This is a genomic window from Simonsiella muelleri ATCC 29453, assembly GCF_002951835.1.
GTDB classification, from domain to species: Bacteria; Pseudomonadota; Gammaproteobacteria; order Burkholderiales; family Neisseriaceae; genus Simonsiella; species Simonsiella muelleri.
In genome coordinates this window covers 1640996-1657453 of record NZ_CP019448.1, presented here as the reverse complement: position 1 = coordinate 1657453, position 16458 = coordinate 1640996, and the positions used below count along the sequence as shown (strand labels likewise).

Here is a 16458-nt window from a genome sequence, read left to right as displayed (position 1 = left end):
ACTTAGAAAGTTAAATATATGGAAAATTTAGAAACACTTGAAAATCAAGAAATTGAATTAACAAAAACAGAATTGCAAGAATGTGATTCGCATGAATTTGCTTGCGATAATTTAACGAAAGCAGCAATGATTGCGCCTGAAATTCAGTCCATTCCTGCGCCAATTGCAGCAAAAAATCCTGAAGATTGGGTTACCGAAAATTTCACGTGGCGTGAATTTTTGCACTCCCAAACAGCCGAACGGCTTGGATTGAAAAATGAACCCACAGCATCAGAAAAACAGAATATTCAAGCGTTGGCAGGGTGGTTGGAAAAACTCCGCGCTTTGCTGGCTGAAAAATATGGGCGCATGATTCCGATTCGCATCACTTCAGGCTTCCGCTCTCATGCTGTTAATCGTGCGGTAGGTGGTGCGCCAACTTCCGCGCATCGTTTCGGGAATGCGGCTGATATTCAGGCTGTTGGCTTGTCAGTCAAGCAGTTAGCCTATGATATTTTTGAATTCATTCAAAGTGGTAAGCTGCCAAAATTAGACCAGTTAATCCGTGAAATGCCGCGTCATGGTGGGCAATGGGTACATATTGGTTTAAAAAATCATAACGGTGCGGTGCGCAATCAAATTCTATTGTATGAATGGAAAGCAAGCGCAGCTAAAAATGCGTACATTTCGGTTGCTGCCTTGAAAAAAGTTGAAACAAATTTAGCTTAATTTAAAATCTATCAAAGAAATAGGCAGAAATAGAAAATTTCCGTTTCTGCCTATTTTTTTCAGGCTGCCTGAAAACTCGCTGCCCACAAAGCACGATTTTCTCCCTGCCAATCCGTTTTATCCGTTCCGCAAAAAAATCATCGCAATTGATTTCATTGTTAAAAAAACGGTTACTTTGTGAAAATTTGCGGAACAAATTTTAATGCTAAAGTCGCGTAAAGCCTTTGTTTGAATTGCAATGAAAAATGATCATTTTAACACGTTTGATGTTTCAGGCTGCCTGAAAAGTTTCTATGAATGAATGATGATGTTCTGAAAAAACACCCAGTTTGGGGCTGGGTGTTTTTGATTTATTGAGTAATAATTGATTGAATTAAATTCATAAAATTATTGTGAAATACTGTAACCTTGCAAATTTTTCACACGTTCTTTGGTCATACGCGTATCGCATTGCATATATAATTTGCTGGCTTCTGTATCATTAGATGCTGCATTTGCAGCTTGGCGACAACGTTGATTGCGTTGTTTTTCCCAAGCTTTTTGCTCTTCTACCAAATCCTTACGAATTTCAGGGCTGATATTTCGCCAAGATGATTTGATTTCATCATCGGCTTTTTTATGAGCCTTGCGAATACTGTCTAATTCGTCATCATTGACACTTGGTTTGACTTCAGTTTTTGTATCGGTTTTTGCATTTTGTTGTTTAGAACGTGCAACAAAATCAATCTCTTGTTTTGGTTTTGTTTCGTTTTTTGTGGTATTTTTTGGTTTTTCCGTAGGCGTTTTTGTGGTATCAGCAGTGGTGGTTTTAGCAGGTTTAGTGGTATTTGTGTTGTTGGTTTGTAATTTTGCGGCTTCGGCAGCCTCGCGAGCAGCTTTGGCTTTTGCGGCGCGTTCAGCGGCTTTTTGTTCGGCGATTCGAGCAGCATTTTCAGCAGCACGGGCTTGACGCAAAGCTTTTTGTTCTGGCGACTCGGTTACCGCTGGCGTAGACGGTGTTACGCTGGTGTTTGGTGTGGCTGTGGGGATTGATGAATCATCAGTTGGCGATGATGTGGAGGCAGCGGCGGGTTCGCTATTGGGTTGCTTAGCAGGTTTAGCGGTTGCCAAAGAGCCGCCACCTTGTATGATTTGCAAGGCGGTTTCACGGCTAATGGTTTTGCCATTTACGTTTAATGTGTCTTTCACGCCATAAGGCAACAATGCGATTGCCAAAGCACGCGCACTGGTCGGTAATGATTCATCATCGTAATTTAATTCGCCATTTTTGAATGTATAGCTCAATGGGAAAGATAACGTGCTGCCATTAAATTGGAAATTCACATCACCCATATTATCTTCAATGACGGTGTCGTAATTTTTCATTTCAAATAGAGGTGCGTTTTCATGAGCCAATTGGCTAATATTTTGTGGAATTAAAATACTGAGTTTACCACGGCATTGATTATCTTTTTCTTGAATGCTGTTCAAAACCAATTTCAATTGAGAACCAGCAGTAGCGATTTTATCTACATCAACCCAATTGGGGTCAGCCAAACGGCGTGTTTCAGCCAAAATCGCTTGTTGCAAATCGTCTTGCAAAGTGGATTGCAAGCCTGGATTGCGACACGTATCAGCCACATTACTGGTAGCTGCGGTTGTATTTTTTTCTGTTTTTTGCTCTTCTTTTGGAGAACAAGCCGTCATTAACAAACCGATGGCTGCTAATGCGCAAATTTTTTTATTCATATAAAAAATCCTATGATTAAAGTGATTCAAACAATGTGGTTATTATCATAGCAAAAAAATCAATCAAATGTGCAGCTTTCATAACGCATTTGGTACAAAATGCTTTTCAGGCTGTCTTAAAATAATCACTTTCAGGCAGCCTGAAATAAAAATAACCACGTTAAATTAAAAACTTAACGTGGTTGTTGTAATTAAATTAACATTAAATCGTGTTATTTTAATTAATTAGGAATACGCAACACTTGACCTGGATAAATTTTGTTGGGGTCAGACAACAAAGGTTTGTTGGCTTCAAAGATTTTGTTGTATTGATTTGCATCGCCATACATTTCTTTGGCAATTTTAGACAGCGTATCGCCTGATTTCACGGTGTACATACGAGATTCAGGTTCAGGTGCAGATACAGCGATGTGATCCACAACGTGTGCAACGTGCTGTACGTTACCCACTGCCAAAATGGCTTTTTCGCGTTCGGCTTGGTTAGCGGCAGTGCCTTTGATTTCAACGGTGTCGGTGTCGCCGTTGTAATTGACAACCAAATCAGCGATATTTGCATTTTGCTGAATACGCGCTAACAATTGATTGGCAATTTCTTGCGCGGCGGGTTCTGTTGGTGCAACCGGTTTGTTTTCTTCGCGATGAAAAATTTTGTCGCCAATTTCTTTGGCAAAATCAAAAATACCCATGATGTTTTCCTTTGGTTAGGGTTAAGAATAACAACTTAATTATTAATTTTAATCAAATTAATTTTTAAGCTGTTGAGTACGGCTGCTTAAAAAATTCCTTATTTTTAGGCAGCTTGAAAATGAATTATTTGAAAAAATCGCCCATGCCAGCAGGTAAACCCGCCGTAAATTGAGACATACGTGAAGACGTTAAATCTTCGGCTTTTTCATAAGCATCGGCAATCGCAGCCAACACCAAATCCTCCAACATTTCTTTGTCATCAACTGATTGTGCGATTAATTTGGGGTCAATATCTATTTTGTGAATCACATGATTGCACGTTGCGGTAACTTTGACTAAACCGTTACCTGCTTCGCCATTGACTTGTGTTTGTGCCAATTCTGCTTGGGCTTTTTTCATGTTTTCTTGCATTTTTTGCGCTTGCTGCATCAAGCCGCCTAATCCTGCTTTACCGAACATAATTGTTTTTGCTCCTAAAAATATTTGATGTATGAATTCATTTTTTCAGGCTGCCTGAAAATGGAAAATTAATTGTATAGCAGAACATTAAAACAAGCTAGTTTTTCAGCCTAAAACTCAATTGCCGCCTATTTTCTGATTCAACATTGCCAATAAAGCGCGTGAATTTTTGCGCCCTTTCTCTTGGCTGACTACTTCGCCTGACGTGTGTCCGATTCTCACCACATCATCGGAGGACATTTCATCAAGAAAACGACTGGGTTCGGGATATTGCCAAGTGCCAGCGCGTTTGCGTTTTTTGCAATGGGTCATGGTAAGTTGTTGTTTGGCGCGTGTGATGCCAACGTACATCAACCGCCGCTCTTCTTCCAAGCCATGTTCTTCCACGCTGTCGGCGTGCGGAAAAAGCCCTTCTTCGCAGCCGACCAAATACACAAACGGATATTCCAAACCTTTGGATGCGTGCAAAGTGGACAATTTAACCGCATCAATTTCTTCGTCTTTATTTTCCAATAAAGTCATTAAAGCAATGAGTTGTGTTAATTCCACCAAATTACGCTCTTCGCTTTTTTTTGCTAACCAAGTGCATAAATCTTGTACATTTTTCCAACGACTTTCTGCCATTTTGGGATTTTCGGCGTGATTTTCCAGCAAATAATTTTCATATTGAATATCGTCCAATAAATTTTGCACGGTTTCGCCAGCATCATCGGTTTGGGCGCGTTGCTGATAATCGCGTAATAGCGCAATAAACTGCTGTACCGATTCACGGCTTTTCGTGGACAAAGTCGCCAGTGTATTCAGGCTGCCTGAAGCTTCAAATAAACTGCATTCGTGTTGCTGAGCATACGCATTTAATTTGCCCAATGTGGTTTCGCCAATGCCACGTTTGGGCGTGGTGGCCGCGCGTAGAAAAGCAGGGTCGTCATTTGGGTTGGCAAGCAGACGTAAATACGCCAGCACGTCTTTGATTTCGGCTTTGTCATAAAAACTTTGTCCGCCTGAAATTTGGTATGGAATTCGCGCCACACGCAACGCATCTTCAAACAATCTGGCTTGATGATTGCCGCGATATAAAATAGCAAAATCTGCATAATTTGCATCATAAAGTAGCTTATTTTTGGCGATTTGCTGCACCACAAATTCAGCTTCATGTACTTCATCGCGGCACGCCATAATCCGTGCTGCATCGCCTTCGCCCAAATTGGACCACAGAGTTTTGGGAAATAATTTCGGATTATTGCCAATGACTTGGTTGGCAATTTTCAAAATTCGCGCGGTGGAACGGTAATTTTGTTCCAATTTGATTACTTTTAATTGCGGATAATCTTGTTGTAAACGGCGCAAATTTTCCATATCTGCACCACGCCACGCATAAATAGACTGGTCGTCATCGCCGACCACTGTAAATTTGGCTTCCAATCCCGTCAATAATTTCAATAATTCGTATTGACACGCATTGGTATCTTGACATTCATCAACCAGCAAATAACGCAAACGATTTTGCCATTTTAAGCGTATTTCGCCGTTTTCGCGCAATAAAATAGCGGGTAAACGGATTAAGTCATCAAAATCTACCGCTTGATAGTGTTGCAAAGTGGCTTGATAACGTGAATAAATTTGCGCGGTTTGCATTTGCCAATCATTTTCACAAATTGCGTACACTTCATCTGGAGATAATAAATTGTTTTTCCACAAAGAAATTTGATGCTGTGCTTTTATGATGGGTTCACGCCCTGAACTTGCCAACATTTCACCAATCAGCTTTGCGCTGTCAGAGCTGTCTAAAATAGAAAAATTTTTCTTATAATTCAAATTAGTGGCTTCTTCACGCAAAATTCGCATTCCCAACGCATGAAAAGTGGACACAATCAAACCACGTGTTTGATTTTTACCCAAACGATGACTGATGCGTTCTTGCATTTCTTTGGCTGCTTTGTTGGTGAAAGTGATGGCGGCGATGTGGTGGGGTTTGTAGCCAGCTTGGGTGATAAGATAGGCGATTTTTTCGGTAATCACGCGTGTTTTGCCACTGCCTGCGCCAGCCAGCACAAACAATGCACCACCGATATATTCAACGGCTTGTTGTTGTTCGGGATTTAATTTCATAAATATTTTTTCGGGCGAAAATCCATTTAAACCATTTGGAGGGCTGTTAGATGTTTTATTTAATTCAAACCGCGCACAATTTGCCGAATAATTAAACGATTTGGGTTTAATGCGTGTTGTAAATTTTTTGATAAAACAAGGGGTTCATCGCAAATCAACGCCGCAATGTATGCTGCACAAATTGGCGCAGTGGTCAAACCGCGACTGCCATGTGCCGTGTTCACAAACGCATTCGGATAAAACGGACAGGGCGTGTCGAGTCGATAATTTTTGTCCAACGCCAATTTAGCATAGACTTTGCGCATCAAATTTGGCTCACCCAATGCGCCTACCACAGGTAAGTGGTCGTGGGCATCACAACGTACCGCTGCGTGTCCTTTCAGGCTGCCTGAAAAATCAACTGATTGATAAATGTTATTATTTAAATCTTTTAGAGCTTGCCGATTGGCAATCTCATCGCTTTCACGCCAATCGTCATGCGCATCATTAGGTAAAAAAGTTGCGCCAAAACAATGTATTCCGTCCCATGCTGGTGAAACATATGATGCACCCGATAATGCTACTTTCAGGCTGCCTGAATTTGACTGTGTTTTCGCTATGCTGGTTTGTCCGCGAATGAATTGCAATGGAAGATCTTGAATAATAGGTAAATTTTGACTACTCGCTCCACCGCAAAATACAACATGGCTGCCTGAAAATTGCCCATTTTGGGTGTGAATTTGCCAATTGTTACCGTCAAATTGTGCAGACAAAACATGATGATTTAATTTTAGTTGAATCAATGGATTATCCAATAATTTTGCCACCCACGCTGGTGGATTAACCCACGCACCTTGTGGCCAAAATAAACCATCTTGCTCCACTAAAACACCAGCCAATTCAGATGCTTGTGATGCCGATACGCCATGATACAAATGTTGATGCCAAACGTGTTGAGCCAATTGCGTGTTACGTTGGGTTTCGCTGGTGTTGTGGTTGAGATGTAAAACGCCAGTTTCTTGCCAGTTATTTGATTCAGATAATGTGTTTTTCAGCAAGCGTTTAGCGTAACCATAACCACATAATAATAATTCGGTTTGTGGTGTGGGGTGTGGCGAGATTTTGGCGTATAACAAACCTTGGCGATTGCCTGATGCTGCGCTAGCTGGCGCATTGGCAGCGTCCAATACGGTTACGTGCACGCCACGCGCTGCCAATTCACGTGCGGTTGCTGCGCCTGCGATGCCAGCACCTATCACAATGACATGTTCAGGCTGCTGATGATTTTTTTCAGGCTGCCTGAACCAATTTTTTTCTGGTAAAACATGATGTTGTGGTATGGGTTTGGTTTGCCAATGAATATCGCGTGAGCCAAAATAATCGTGTAATTGTGTGGCAGTATGAACAGGCATAAGCCATAATGTTTTGTTTGGTAAGATATTTTTTAATACATTTGCGCCAGCAAATTGCACACATGCCAAAGCCGATGATAATATCACACAATCCGACCAGTCAGGTAATTGTTTATCTGCCAAACAAATCACCAAATCACTGCCATCAGCTGCCCATAATTGTGCGGTGTTAGGTGGTGTATTCCAAGCTAAAATATTCATTTAATCATCTGATTCTTTTGATTTTTCTTTTTTATCTTTTTTGTCAGGAATGGCAGTATCAATCACTGCGCCTGTGCCTTTGATGACCAGCTTACCAGCCGTCAAAACGGTTGTTGCCACCAAATCTGCTGCTGCACCAATCACACAGCCTTGCAATGCCAGGCAACCAATGACAATTAAGATTCGGATAAATTTCCATATTTGCATTGAAATAACCTTTTTTCAGGCAGCCTGAAACCTTTCAACGTCAATATGAAGGTTTAGCTGCCTTTCTTATTGGAATTATAAAACTGATTTAACTACTAAAACCACATTTTCCACAGTAAAACCAAATTCTTTAAACAATAATTCAGCAGGCGCAGATTCGCCAAAACGGTCTAAACCCACAACCGCTCCGTTTAAACCCACATATTTGTACCAACCATCGGTCGAACCAGCTTCAATTGCTACGCGTGGCAAATTTTCAGGTAAAACCGACTGTTTATACGCCGCGTCTTGTTTATCAAAAATGTTGGTGGACGGCATAGAAACGACACTCACATTCACGCCTTGTTCCGCCAAAGCTTTTTGCGCATTCAGTGCCAATTCCACTTCAGAACCCGTTGCAATCAATACCGCTTGTGCGTTCTGGCTGCCTGAAAGCACGTAACCACCGCGTTTGATGTTAGCCAACTGCTCGCTTGTGCGTGGCATAAATGGCAAATTTTGACGGCTGAAAATCAAAGTGCTTGGATGGTCTTTGGCTTTAGCGGCTTCTGCCCACGCCACCAAACTTTCGGCCGTGTCGCAAGGACGCCAAACCGCCATATTCGGGATTAAACGTAAAGTTGCCGTTTGTTCAATCGGTTGGTGTGTCGGACCATCTTCGCCCAAGCCGATTGAGTCGTGCGTAAACACAAAAATCGGGTTAATTTTCATCAAAGCCGCCATACGCAAAGCATTGCGAGCGTATTCGCTAAACATCAAGAACGTTGCACCAAACGGCTTCACGCCCCCATGCAACGCCAAACCATTCATAATCGCAGACATACCAAATTCACGAACACCATAATGGATATAATTGCCGCCACTGTTTTGGGTAATGGAAACGCTGTTTGACCAATCCGTTAAATTAGACGGCGTCAAATCAGCAGAACCACCAACAAATTCAGGCAAAACTTTTGCCAAAATTTCAATGCTGTTTTGGCTGGCTTTGCGTGTAGCGATTTTTTCGGCTTTTTCACAGATTTCTTTTAAGGCAGCCTGAACGTGTGCATCAAAGTTTTCAGGTAATTCACCACGAATTCGGCGTGTGAATTCGGCTGCTTTTTCGGGGAATTTGACTTGATATTGCGCAAAAAGTTCATTCCAAGCCTGTTCAATTTTCGCTCCTTTTTCAGCAGCATTCCATTCATCATAAATATTTTGTGGCACTTCAAATGGCGCGTATTCCCAACCCAAATGTTGACGAGTTGCTGCGATTTCGTCCACGCCCAAAGGTGCACCGTGTGTTTTATGACTACCTTCTTTATTAGCAGAACCTTTACCAATCAAAGTCTTACAGCAAATGATAGACGGTTTTCCCGTTTCATTTTGGGCAGCCTGAATAGCAGCACGGATTTCATCGGGATTGTGTCCGTCCACATTTGCCACCACGTGCCAACCATAGCTTTCAAAGCGTTGCGGAATATTTTCGGTAAACCAACCATCAACTTTACCGTCAATGGAAATATTATTATCATCATACAAAACAATCAGTTTACCCAATCCCAACGTACCCGCCAACGAACAAGCTTCATGCGATACGCCTTCCATCAAACAGCCATCGCCCAAGAAAACATAGGTATGATGATTCACAATATCCAAACCATCTTGATTGAATTCGGCAGCAAGCACTTTCTCTGCCAACGCCATACCAACCGCATTGGCAATGCCTTGTCCCAATGGCCCTGTGGTGGTTTCAATACCGTCCGCGTAGCCGTATTCGGGGTGTCCTGCGGTTTTGCTGTGCAATTGGCGGAAATTTTTCAAATCGTCTTTGGATAAATTGTAGCCACTCAAATGCAACACGCTGTACAACAACGCAGACGCGTGTCCATTGGACAACACAAAACGGTCGCGGTTGGGAAATTTGGGATTATTTGGGTTGTGTTGCAAAAATTCGCGCCACAAAACGTCCGCCATATCTGCCATACCCATTGGCGCGCCAGGATGCCCAGAATTAGCGGCTTGCACCATGTCCATGGATAAAAAACGGATTGCGTTGGCTGTTTGTGTTGCCATGATTATCTCCTGATTTAGGTGGTAAAAACGTGTTGGATTATGGCAGCTTTACGATGGCTTTACAATCTTTCAGGCTGCCTGAAAGCAATTATCGGAATATAAATCACTCCGCCCCAAACAACAAATTTTCTTTAATATTACGAATTTTATCGCGAATGACCGCCGCTTCTTCAAATTGTAAATTTCGCGCTGCCGTTTGCATTTCTTTTTCCAAACGAGCGATTTCTTTGATGGCATCTTCTTCGTTGTGGATTTGGGCTTGATAAGCGGATTTTTTCAATTCTTTTTTATTGGCGCGCGCTTTTTTCAGGCTGCCTGAAACTTCGGTTTCTTCGCTCTCTGCGCCATACACGCCATCAATTAAATCTTTGACTTTCTTATTAATTTGTTTTGGAATAATGCCATTTTCTTCGTTGAACTTGATTTGTTTTTCGCGACGGCGTTCGGTTTCATCAATCGCGGATTTCATGCTGTCGGTGATTTTGTCGGCGTACAAAATCGCCACGCCATTCACGTTACGCGCGGCACGTCCAATGGTTTGAATCAAACTGCGATGCGAACGTAAGAAACCTTCTTTGTCCGCGTCCAAAATGGCGACCAGCGACACTTCGGGAATGTCCAAACCCTCGCGCAACAAGTTAATCCCCACCAATACATCAAATAAACCCAATCGTAAATCTCTAATAATTTCAACTCGTTCTACCGTATCAATATCGCTGTGCAAATAGCGGACTTTTACGCCCAATTCGGTGTAATAGTCGGTGAGTTGTTCTGCCATGCGTTTGGTTAAAGTCGTTACTAAAACGCGTTCGCCTTTTTCTTTTCTGATGTTGATTTCACTTAATAAATCATCAACTTGACTTGAAACTGGACGAATTTCAATTTTCGGGTCAAGCAATCCTGTTGGACGCACGACTTGCTCCACAATTTGCCCTGCGTGTTCGGCTTCGTAGGCGGCTGGTGTGGCGGATACGAAAATCGTTTGCGGCATAACTCGTTCAAATTCCTCAAATTTCAACGGACGATTATCACGCGCAGAAGGCAGCCTGAAACCGTAATCCACCAAATTTTGTTTGCGAGACGCATCGCCTTTGTACATCGCACCAATTTGCCCAATGGTTACATGGCTTTCATCTACAAACAAAATCGCATTTTTGGGCAAATAATCCATTAAAGTTGGCGGTGGTTCACCCTCTTTTTTGCCTGAAAAATGACGGCTGTAATTTTCAATCCCTTTGCAAAATCCCATTTCGTACAGCATTTCCAAATCAAATCGCGTGCGCTGTTCAATGCGTTGTTGTTCCACAGGACGATTTTCTTTGGTATAAAAATCAATGCGTTCTCGCAATTCTTGTTTGATGGATTCGCAAGCGCGTAAAACCGTATCACGTGGTGTAACATAATGACTGCCCGGAAACACGGTAAAACGCCCAATTCGTTGGTGCAGGCTGCCTGAAAGCGGGTCAAACAAATCCAATCGTTCAATTTCATCATCAAATAAATGAATGCGTAACGCCACGTCCGAACTTTCAGCAGGATATACGTCCACCACGTCGCCGCGCACACGAAACGAACCGCGTTTGAAATCCAAATCGCCACGTTCATACTGCATGGAAACCAAAGTAGAAATAATATCGCGTTGGTTTATTGTGTCGCCTTCTTTGACGGACAAAATCATTTGTTGGTATTCGGTTGGGTCGCCGATACCGTAAATCGCGGACACGGTCGCCACGATAATCACATCATTGCGCGTCATCAAATTTTTGGTGGCGGACAAACGCATTTGTTCAATGTGTTCGTTGATTGCGCTGTCTTTTTCTATGAATAAATCGCGACTGGGGACATAGGCTTCGGGTTGATAATAGTCGTAGTACGATACGAAATATTCCACCGAATTTTCGGGGAAAAATTCACGCATTTCGGCATAAAGTTGTGCAGCGAGCGTTTTGTTGTGCGCCATTATAATTGCAGGTCGTCCGCTTTGGGCGATGACGTTTGCCATGGTGTAGGTTTTACCTGAACCTGTTACGCCAAGCAAAGTTTGACTGGATAATCCGTCTGATAATCCTTCCAACAATCCTGTAATCGCGGTGGGTTGGTCGCCTGCAGGAGGGAAAGGTTGATGGAGTTTGAAAGGGGAGTTTGGGTATTGGATAATTTGCATATTGCGCATTCTGAAAGTAGGGAAGATATTGTAAAGTATGATTTAAACTGGCGTTGTTGACAGTATTCTCGCCGATTACCGTAAACAACGCTAGTTTAAATGACATTTTATTGATTTAAAAACCTATATTCACAGCTTCGCCTTACATTTGCACCAACTGGAACAAAAATCCATTTCACGTTGGCTATGAAGATTAGGTTCTAAAAATGCTGTTTTTTGAGAAACCGCTTGAAATAGGGATTTATGTTACAATGCAACTGGTTTTCTCAACAGATTTGTATTTTGAATTAAGGATAAAATTACATGGCTTTTGCTTCCCTATTTACTCTGCTGGACGATATTGCATCGGTTTTAGACGATGTTGCCTTGATGACTAAATTAGCGGCCAGAAAAACGGCAGGTGTGGTGGGTGATGATTTAGCATTGAATGCCAATCAAGTTACGGGAGTTCGTTCGGAGCGCGAATTGCCAATTATTTGGGCGGTGGCAAAGGGGTCGTTAATTAATAAGGCGATTTTAATCCCGATTGCGTTAATTTTAGCGGTTTTTTCGCCTATGTTGATTAATCCGTTGCTTATGATTGGTGGGGCATATTTATGTTTTGAAGGCGTGGAGAAATTACTGCACAAATTCCTACATAAAAAAGATGAAATTCAGATAGAAACAAGCACATTACCTAAAAATGGTGAAGACGAAGCTGATAAAATTAAAGGCGCGATTCGTACGGATTTTATTTTATCGGCGGAAATTATTATTTTGGCATTGGGTGTGGTTCAAGATGCGCAATTGATGACGAAAGTGCTGTCGTTGGCGGCGATTGGTGTTGGTATGACGATATTTGTGTATGGTGTGGTGGCGTTGATTGTGAAAGCGGATGATTTTGGTGCATATTTATTAACCAAAAAACAATTAATTGTTAAAGCGGTTGGACAAGGTTTGTTACGTGCGATGCCGATGTTTATGCGTTTCTTATCGGTTGTGGGGACGATAGCAATGTTTTTGGTGGGTGGCGGTATTTTTAATCATAACATTCATACATTACATGAATGGTTACACGCACGCCATTGGGACATGGGGTTGATGGAAATGGTGGCAAATTTTGTGGTTGGTGTGGCGGTTGGTACAGTGGCTTGCGTGATTATTTTGCCAATAATGAATGTTATTACTAAAAACCGTCAGAAAATGTCATGAATAAAGCTGCCTGAAAACATTTAATTTTCAGGCAGCCTTTTTATTATTTCAGACAATTGCCATTGCTGCTCAAATCAATACAGACCTTCACGTTCTTCGCGTGTAGAAATATAGATATTTTTCACTTGCGTATAAGCGGCGAGCATCATTTTGTGTGTTTCGCGACCGATGCCAGATGTTTTCCAGCCACCAAACGGCGCACCAGCAGGTAAGCGGTTATAGCAATTTACCCACACACGACCTGTTTCTAACGCACGTGAAACGCGTAAGCAGCGATTGATGTCAGTACTCCACACTGCACCCGCCAAACCGTATTCGCTATTGTTTGCCATTTTGATGACTTCTTCTTCTGTTTTGAATTTGATGACGGTTGCCACAGGACCAAAAATTTCTTCTTGCGCGACACGCGAATCGTTATCTTTAGCTTCAATCAAGGTTGGCGCAACGAATTCGCCACTCGCCAAATTGCCTTCTAATTTTTTACCGCCTGTGATGATACGACAGCCTTCCTGTTCGCCAATTTTGATGTATTTCAAAATGGTTTCCATTTGCCCAGCATTAACTTGCGAACCCATTTGCGTATCGTCTTCCCAAGGTAAACCAACTTTCACTTTTTTGAATTCCTCGGCAAGTGCTGCTACAAATTTGTCATAAATACCTTCTTGTACAAAAATACGCGAACCCGCACAGCATACTTGTCCTTGGTTGAACAAAATACCTTTTTGCGCACCTTCTAAAGCTTTGTCAAACGGCATATCATCAAAGAAAATATTCGCAGATTTACCGCCTAATTCTAAAGTAGCTGGAATCAACATTTCAGCAGCAGCAATACCAATTTTACGACCGATTTCAGTAGAACCAGTAAATGCCAATTTGTTGAATCCTTTGTGATGCAACATATATTCGCCTGATTTGCTGCCTTTTCCTGTAATGACGTTGAATACGCCTTTAGGTAATAAATGATTGATTTTTTGTGCTAAAGATAACAAACTTAACGAGGTGCTAGACGATGGGTGTAATACAATTGTGCAACCTGCCGCCAATGCGGGGGCGATTTTCCAAGCTGCCATCAAAAACGGAAAATTCCAAGGAATAATTTGCCCGACTACGCCAATTGGTTCGCGCAAAATCAGCGACAAATCTTCTTCGTCCAATTGCGTTGCGCTGCCTTCTTCGCCACGGATGACGCTGGCAAAATAGCGAAAATGGTCGGCTGCAAGTGGAATATCAGCAGCACGCGTTTCGCGAATTGGTTTACCGTTATCCAAAGTTTCTTGTAGCGCGAATAATTCGGTACTTTCGTCAATAATATCCGCAATTTTATTTAAAATAGCAGCGCGTTCAGTAGTTGTGGTTTTGCGCCACGTTTTGAACGCTTCTTGTGCAGCAGCAACAGCAGCATCAACGTCTGCATTACTGGCATCAACGAATTTAGCCAATTCTGCGCCATTGGCTGGGTTGTAAGACGTGAGCAACTCTCCGCCTTTTTTCCACTCGCCGTTAATCAATAAACCGTACTCTTTGTCAAACACATTTAAATCTTTTGCCATGATGCTATTCCTTCAAATGGTTGGGGGAAATAAGTAAATTGAATTCAAAACAATTTCATTATATGCCTAAGTGAAGTAGAAAAACAAGAGTTATTCTCATTAAAATAAAAAATATTGATTTGAAGCTGCCTGAAAAAATTCATTACACTAAAAATAAATGGTATGATGATTTTTTTCAGGCAGCCTGAAAAATCAAATTTATGAACATATAAGGAAAACCAATGAATAGTCAATCTGCATTAGAAACCGCATTAAATCATCGCTCTATCCGCAAATTTACCGAGCAAGCCATCAGTGAAGAATTATTCGCGCAACTCATTCAAGCAGGACAAATGGCATCAACTTCCAGTTTTTTACAAAATGTCAGTGTGATTCGTGTGCGTGATCGTGCTATTCGCGCTCAAATTCGTGCCATCAGCGCAGGGCAGGGTGGAGCAGGGCATCATTATGTGGAAAATTGCGCAGAATTTTTGGTATTTTGCATTGACGGTTCACGCCATAAATATTACGCTGTTGATGCTCAATTGGATTGGATTGAATGCTTAATGACGGGTGCAATTGATGCGGCATTGTTTGCACAAAACATGATGTTGTGCGCAGAGAGTTGCGGATTAGGCGGCGTGTTTATTGGTAGTATTCGTAATGATATTAATAAGTTAGCAGAAATCTTGAGAACGCCTGAATTTGTTGTTCCTGTATTTGGCTTGTGTTTAGGTTATCCTGCTCAAGAACCTGCACAGCGTCCGCGTTTACCTGCGAAAATTGTTGTATCTGAAAATCATTATCAATTTTCCAAAGACATTGATTTAGAGGCTTACAATGAAACAGTAGGGCAATATTACTTAGAACGCAGTAACATTGAATTAGATTGGCGCAAACAAATCCGAAACAGTTTGTGTACGGAAGTGCGTCCTGAATTATTAACATTTTTGCAAAAACAAGGTTACGCTAAGCGTTAATTTGCCAATATCGCACAACTTGTTTCGCCAAAGTTTTGGAAATAGGGCGGCAGTCGTGCGAGTTTTAGCGTCAATATAAGAATAATTTGACATAATATTGATTATGAGAATTTATGGATAAGAAAACACAATGCCATATTTATGCTAAAATTCATGTTTTCCAACTTTCCCATTCAAAGGCTTAACACATGACTGCTCAATTAATTGATGGTAAAAAAGTTTCCGAGAAATGTTTAGTAACTGTCCGAGAGTGCGTTGATGCACGTGTGGCACGAGGTTTACGTGCACCAGGATTGGCAGTCGTTTTGGTCGGCGATAATCCTGCCAGCGCAGTTTATGTGCGTAACAAAAAAGCAGCTTGTGAAAAAGTGGGTTTTCAATCGTTTTCATATCATTTGCCCAGTCAGACTTCTGAATATGAATTATTAAATTTAATCAACGAGTTGAATAATAATGATGAAATTGATGGCATTTTGGTACAACTCCCCCTGCCCCAACATATTGATGGTCAAAAGATTTTAGAAAAAATCAATCCAAACAAAGATGTAGATGGATTTCATCCCTATAATGTGGGGCGTTTGTTGGTGCGTATGCCATTGATGCGCCCATGTACCCCAAAAGGCGTAATGACCCTGTTAAAAGAATATGATATTGATGTGAAAAGAAAAAAAGTTACTATTGTTGGTGCATCTAATATTGTTGGTCGCCCAATGATGCTGGAAATGTTGTTAGCTGGCGCAACGCCTACGATTTGTCATCGGTTTACCGAGAATTTAGCTGATGAAGTCGGGCAAGCCGATATTGTAGTGGCTGCGGTTGGAAACCCCAATTTAATCAAAGGGGAATGGATTAAACAAGGCGCAGTGGTTGTTGATGTCGGCATCAATCGTTTGGAAGATGGCACATTGTGCGGGGATGTGGATTTTGCTATAGCGAAAGAGCGAGCTGCATGGATTACCCCAGTGCCTGGCGGTGTAGGTCCAATGACTATTGCGAGCTTATTGGAAAACACATTGCAAGCAGCTGAATTATCAGATAAAAAGTAAGAA

Annotated in this window: 13 protein-coding genes; 4 read left to right on the top strand and 9 right to left on the bottom strand. The window is 41.7% G+C overall.

Annotated elements, in window-relative coordinates:
* The first annotated feature begins 18 nt into the window (after nt 1-18).
* Nucleotides 19-708 carry a D-Ala-D-Ala carboxypeptidase family metallohydrolase gene (locus tag BWP33_RS08175; protein WP_002642147.1) on the top strand — a complete coding sequence of 230 codons (690 nt, stop codon included), beginning with the start codon at nt 19-21 and terminating at the stop codon, nt 706-708.
* A gap of 387 nt (nt 709-1095) precedes the next feature.
* Here BWP33_RS08175 and BWP33_RS08170 read toward each other — a convergent pair whose 3' ends face one another.
* The 8 genes from BWP33_RS08170 to uvrB all read right to left on the bottom strand — a co-directional run bounded on the left by BWP33_RS08170 (nt 1096) and on the right by uvrB (nt 11709).
* A complete protein-coding gene (locus BWP33_RS08170; protein WP_002642146.1) occupies nt 1096-2436 on the bottom strand; it encodes a lysozyme inhibitor LprI family protein in 1341 nt (446 codons plus the stop codon).
* 221 nt (nt 2437-2657) lie between these two features.
* A complete protein-coding gene (gene lysM, locus BWP33_RS08165) occupies nt 2658-3122 on the bottom strand; it encodes a peptidoglycan-binding protein LysM (protein WP_002642145.1) in 465 nt (154 codons plus the stop codon).
* 124 nt (nt 3123-3246) lie between these two features.
* Nucleotides 3247-3582, bottom strand: a complete 336-nt coding sequence (locus BWP33_RS08160) for a YbaB/EbfC family nucleoid-associated protein (protein WP_002642144.1) — start codon at nt 3580-3582, stop codon at nt 3247-3249.
* A gap of 117 nt (nt 3583-3699) precedes the next feature.
* Nucleotides 3700-5691, bottom strand: a complete 1992-nt coding sequence (gene rep, locus BWP33_RS08155; RefSeq protein WP_002642143.1) for a DNA helicase Rep — start codon at nt 5689-5691, stop codon at nt 3700-3702.
* Between the two features lie 59 nt (nt 5692-5750).
* On the bottom strand, nt 5751-7283 hold the full coding sequence (gene mnmC1 / locus BWP33_RS08150; RefSeq protein WP_002642142.1) for an FAD-dependent 5-carboxymethylaminomethyl-2-thiouridine(34) oxidoreductase MnmC1: 1533 nt from the start codon (nt 7281-7283) through the stop codon (nt 5751-5753).
* Complete coding sequence (locus BWP33_RS08145) at nt 7284-7490, bottom strand: NF038104 family lipoprotein (protein WP_002642141.1); 207 nt, start codon at nt 7488-7490, stop codon at nt 7284-7286.
* A gap of 75 nt (nt 7491-7565) precedes the next feature.
* Complete coding sequence (gene tkt, locus BWP33_RS08140; RefSeq protein ID WP_002642140.1) at nt 7566-9545, bottom strand: transketolase; 1980 nt, start codon at nt 9543-9545, stop codon at nt 7566-7568.
* 103 nt (nt 9546-9648) lie between these two features.
* The gene (gene uvrB, locus BWP33_RS08135) at nt 9649-11709 is read right to left on the bottom strand and encodes an excinuclease ABC subunit UvrB (RefSeq protein WP_002642139.1); all 2061 of its coding nucleotides are present in this window, start codon (nt 11707-11709) and stop codon (nt 9649-9651) included.
* Between the two features lie 303 nt (nt 11710-12012).
* On the opposite strand from uvrB, the gene BWP33_RS08130 reads away from it, so the two are divergent.
* The gene (locus tag BWP33_RS08130; RefSeq protein WP_002642138.1) at nt 12013-12900 is read left to right on the top strand and encodes a DUF808 domain-containing protein; all 888 of its coding nucleotides are present in this window, start codon (nt 12013-12015) and stop codon (nt 12898-12900) included.
* A gap of 74 nt (nt 12901-12974) precedes the next feature.
* On the opposite strand, the gene BWP33_RS08125 is transcribed toward BWP33_RS08130, so the two are convergent.
* Nucleotides 12975-14450 carry an aldehyde dehydrogenase family protein gene (locus tag BWP33_RS08125; RefSeq protein WP_002642137.1) on the bottom strand — a complete coding sequence of 492 codons (1476 nt, stop codon included), beginning with the start codon at nt 14448-14450 and terminating at the stop codon, nt 12975-12977.
* A gap of 221 nt (nt 14451-14671) precedes the next feature.
* Here BWP33_RS08125 and nfsA point away from each other — a divergent pair, with 221 nt between their 5' ends.
* Nucleotides 14672-15409, top strand: a complete 738-nt coding sequence (gene nfsA / locus BWP33_RS08120; protein WP_002642136.1) for an oxygen-insensitive NADPH nitroreductase — start codon at nt 14672-14674, stop codon at nt 15407-15409.
* 188 nt (nt 15410-15597) lie between these two features.
* Nucleotides 15598-16455, top strand: a complete 858-nt coding sequence (gene folD, locus BWP33_RS08115; protein WP_002642135.1) for a bifunctional methylenetetrahydrofolate dehydrogenase/methenyltetrahydrofolate cyclohydrolase FolD — start codon at nt 15598-15600, stop codon at nt 16453-16455.
* Nucleotides 16456-16458: the final 3 nt, after the last annotated feature.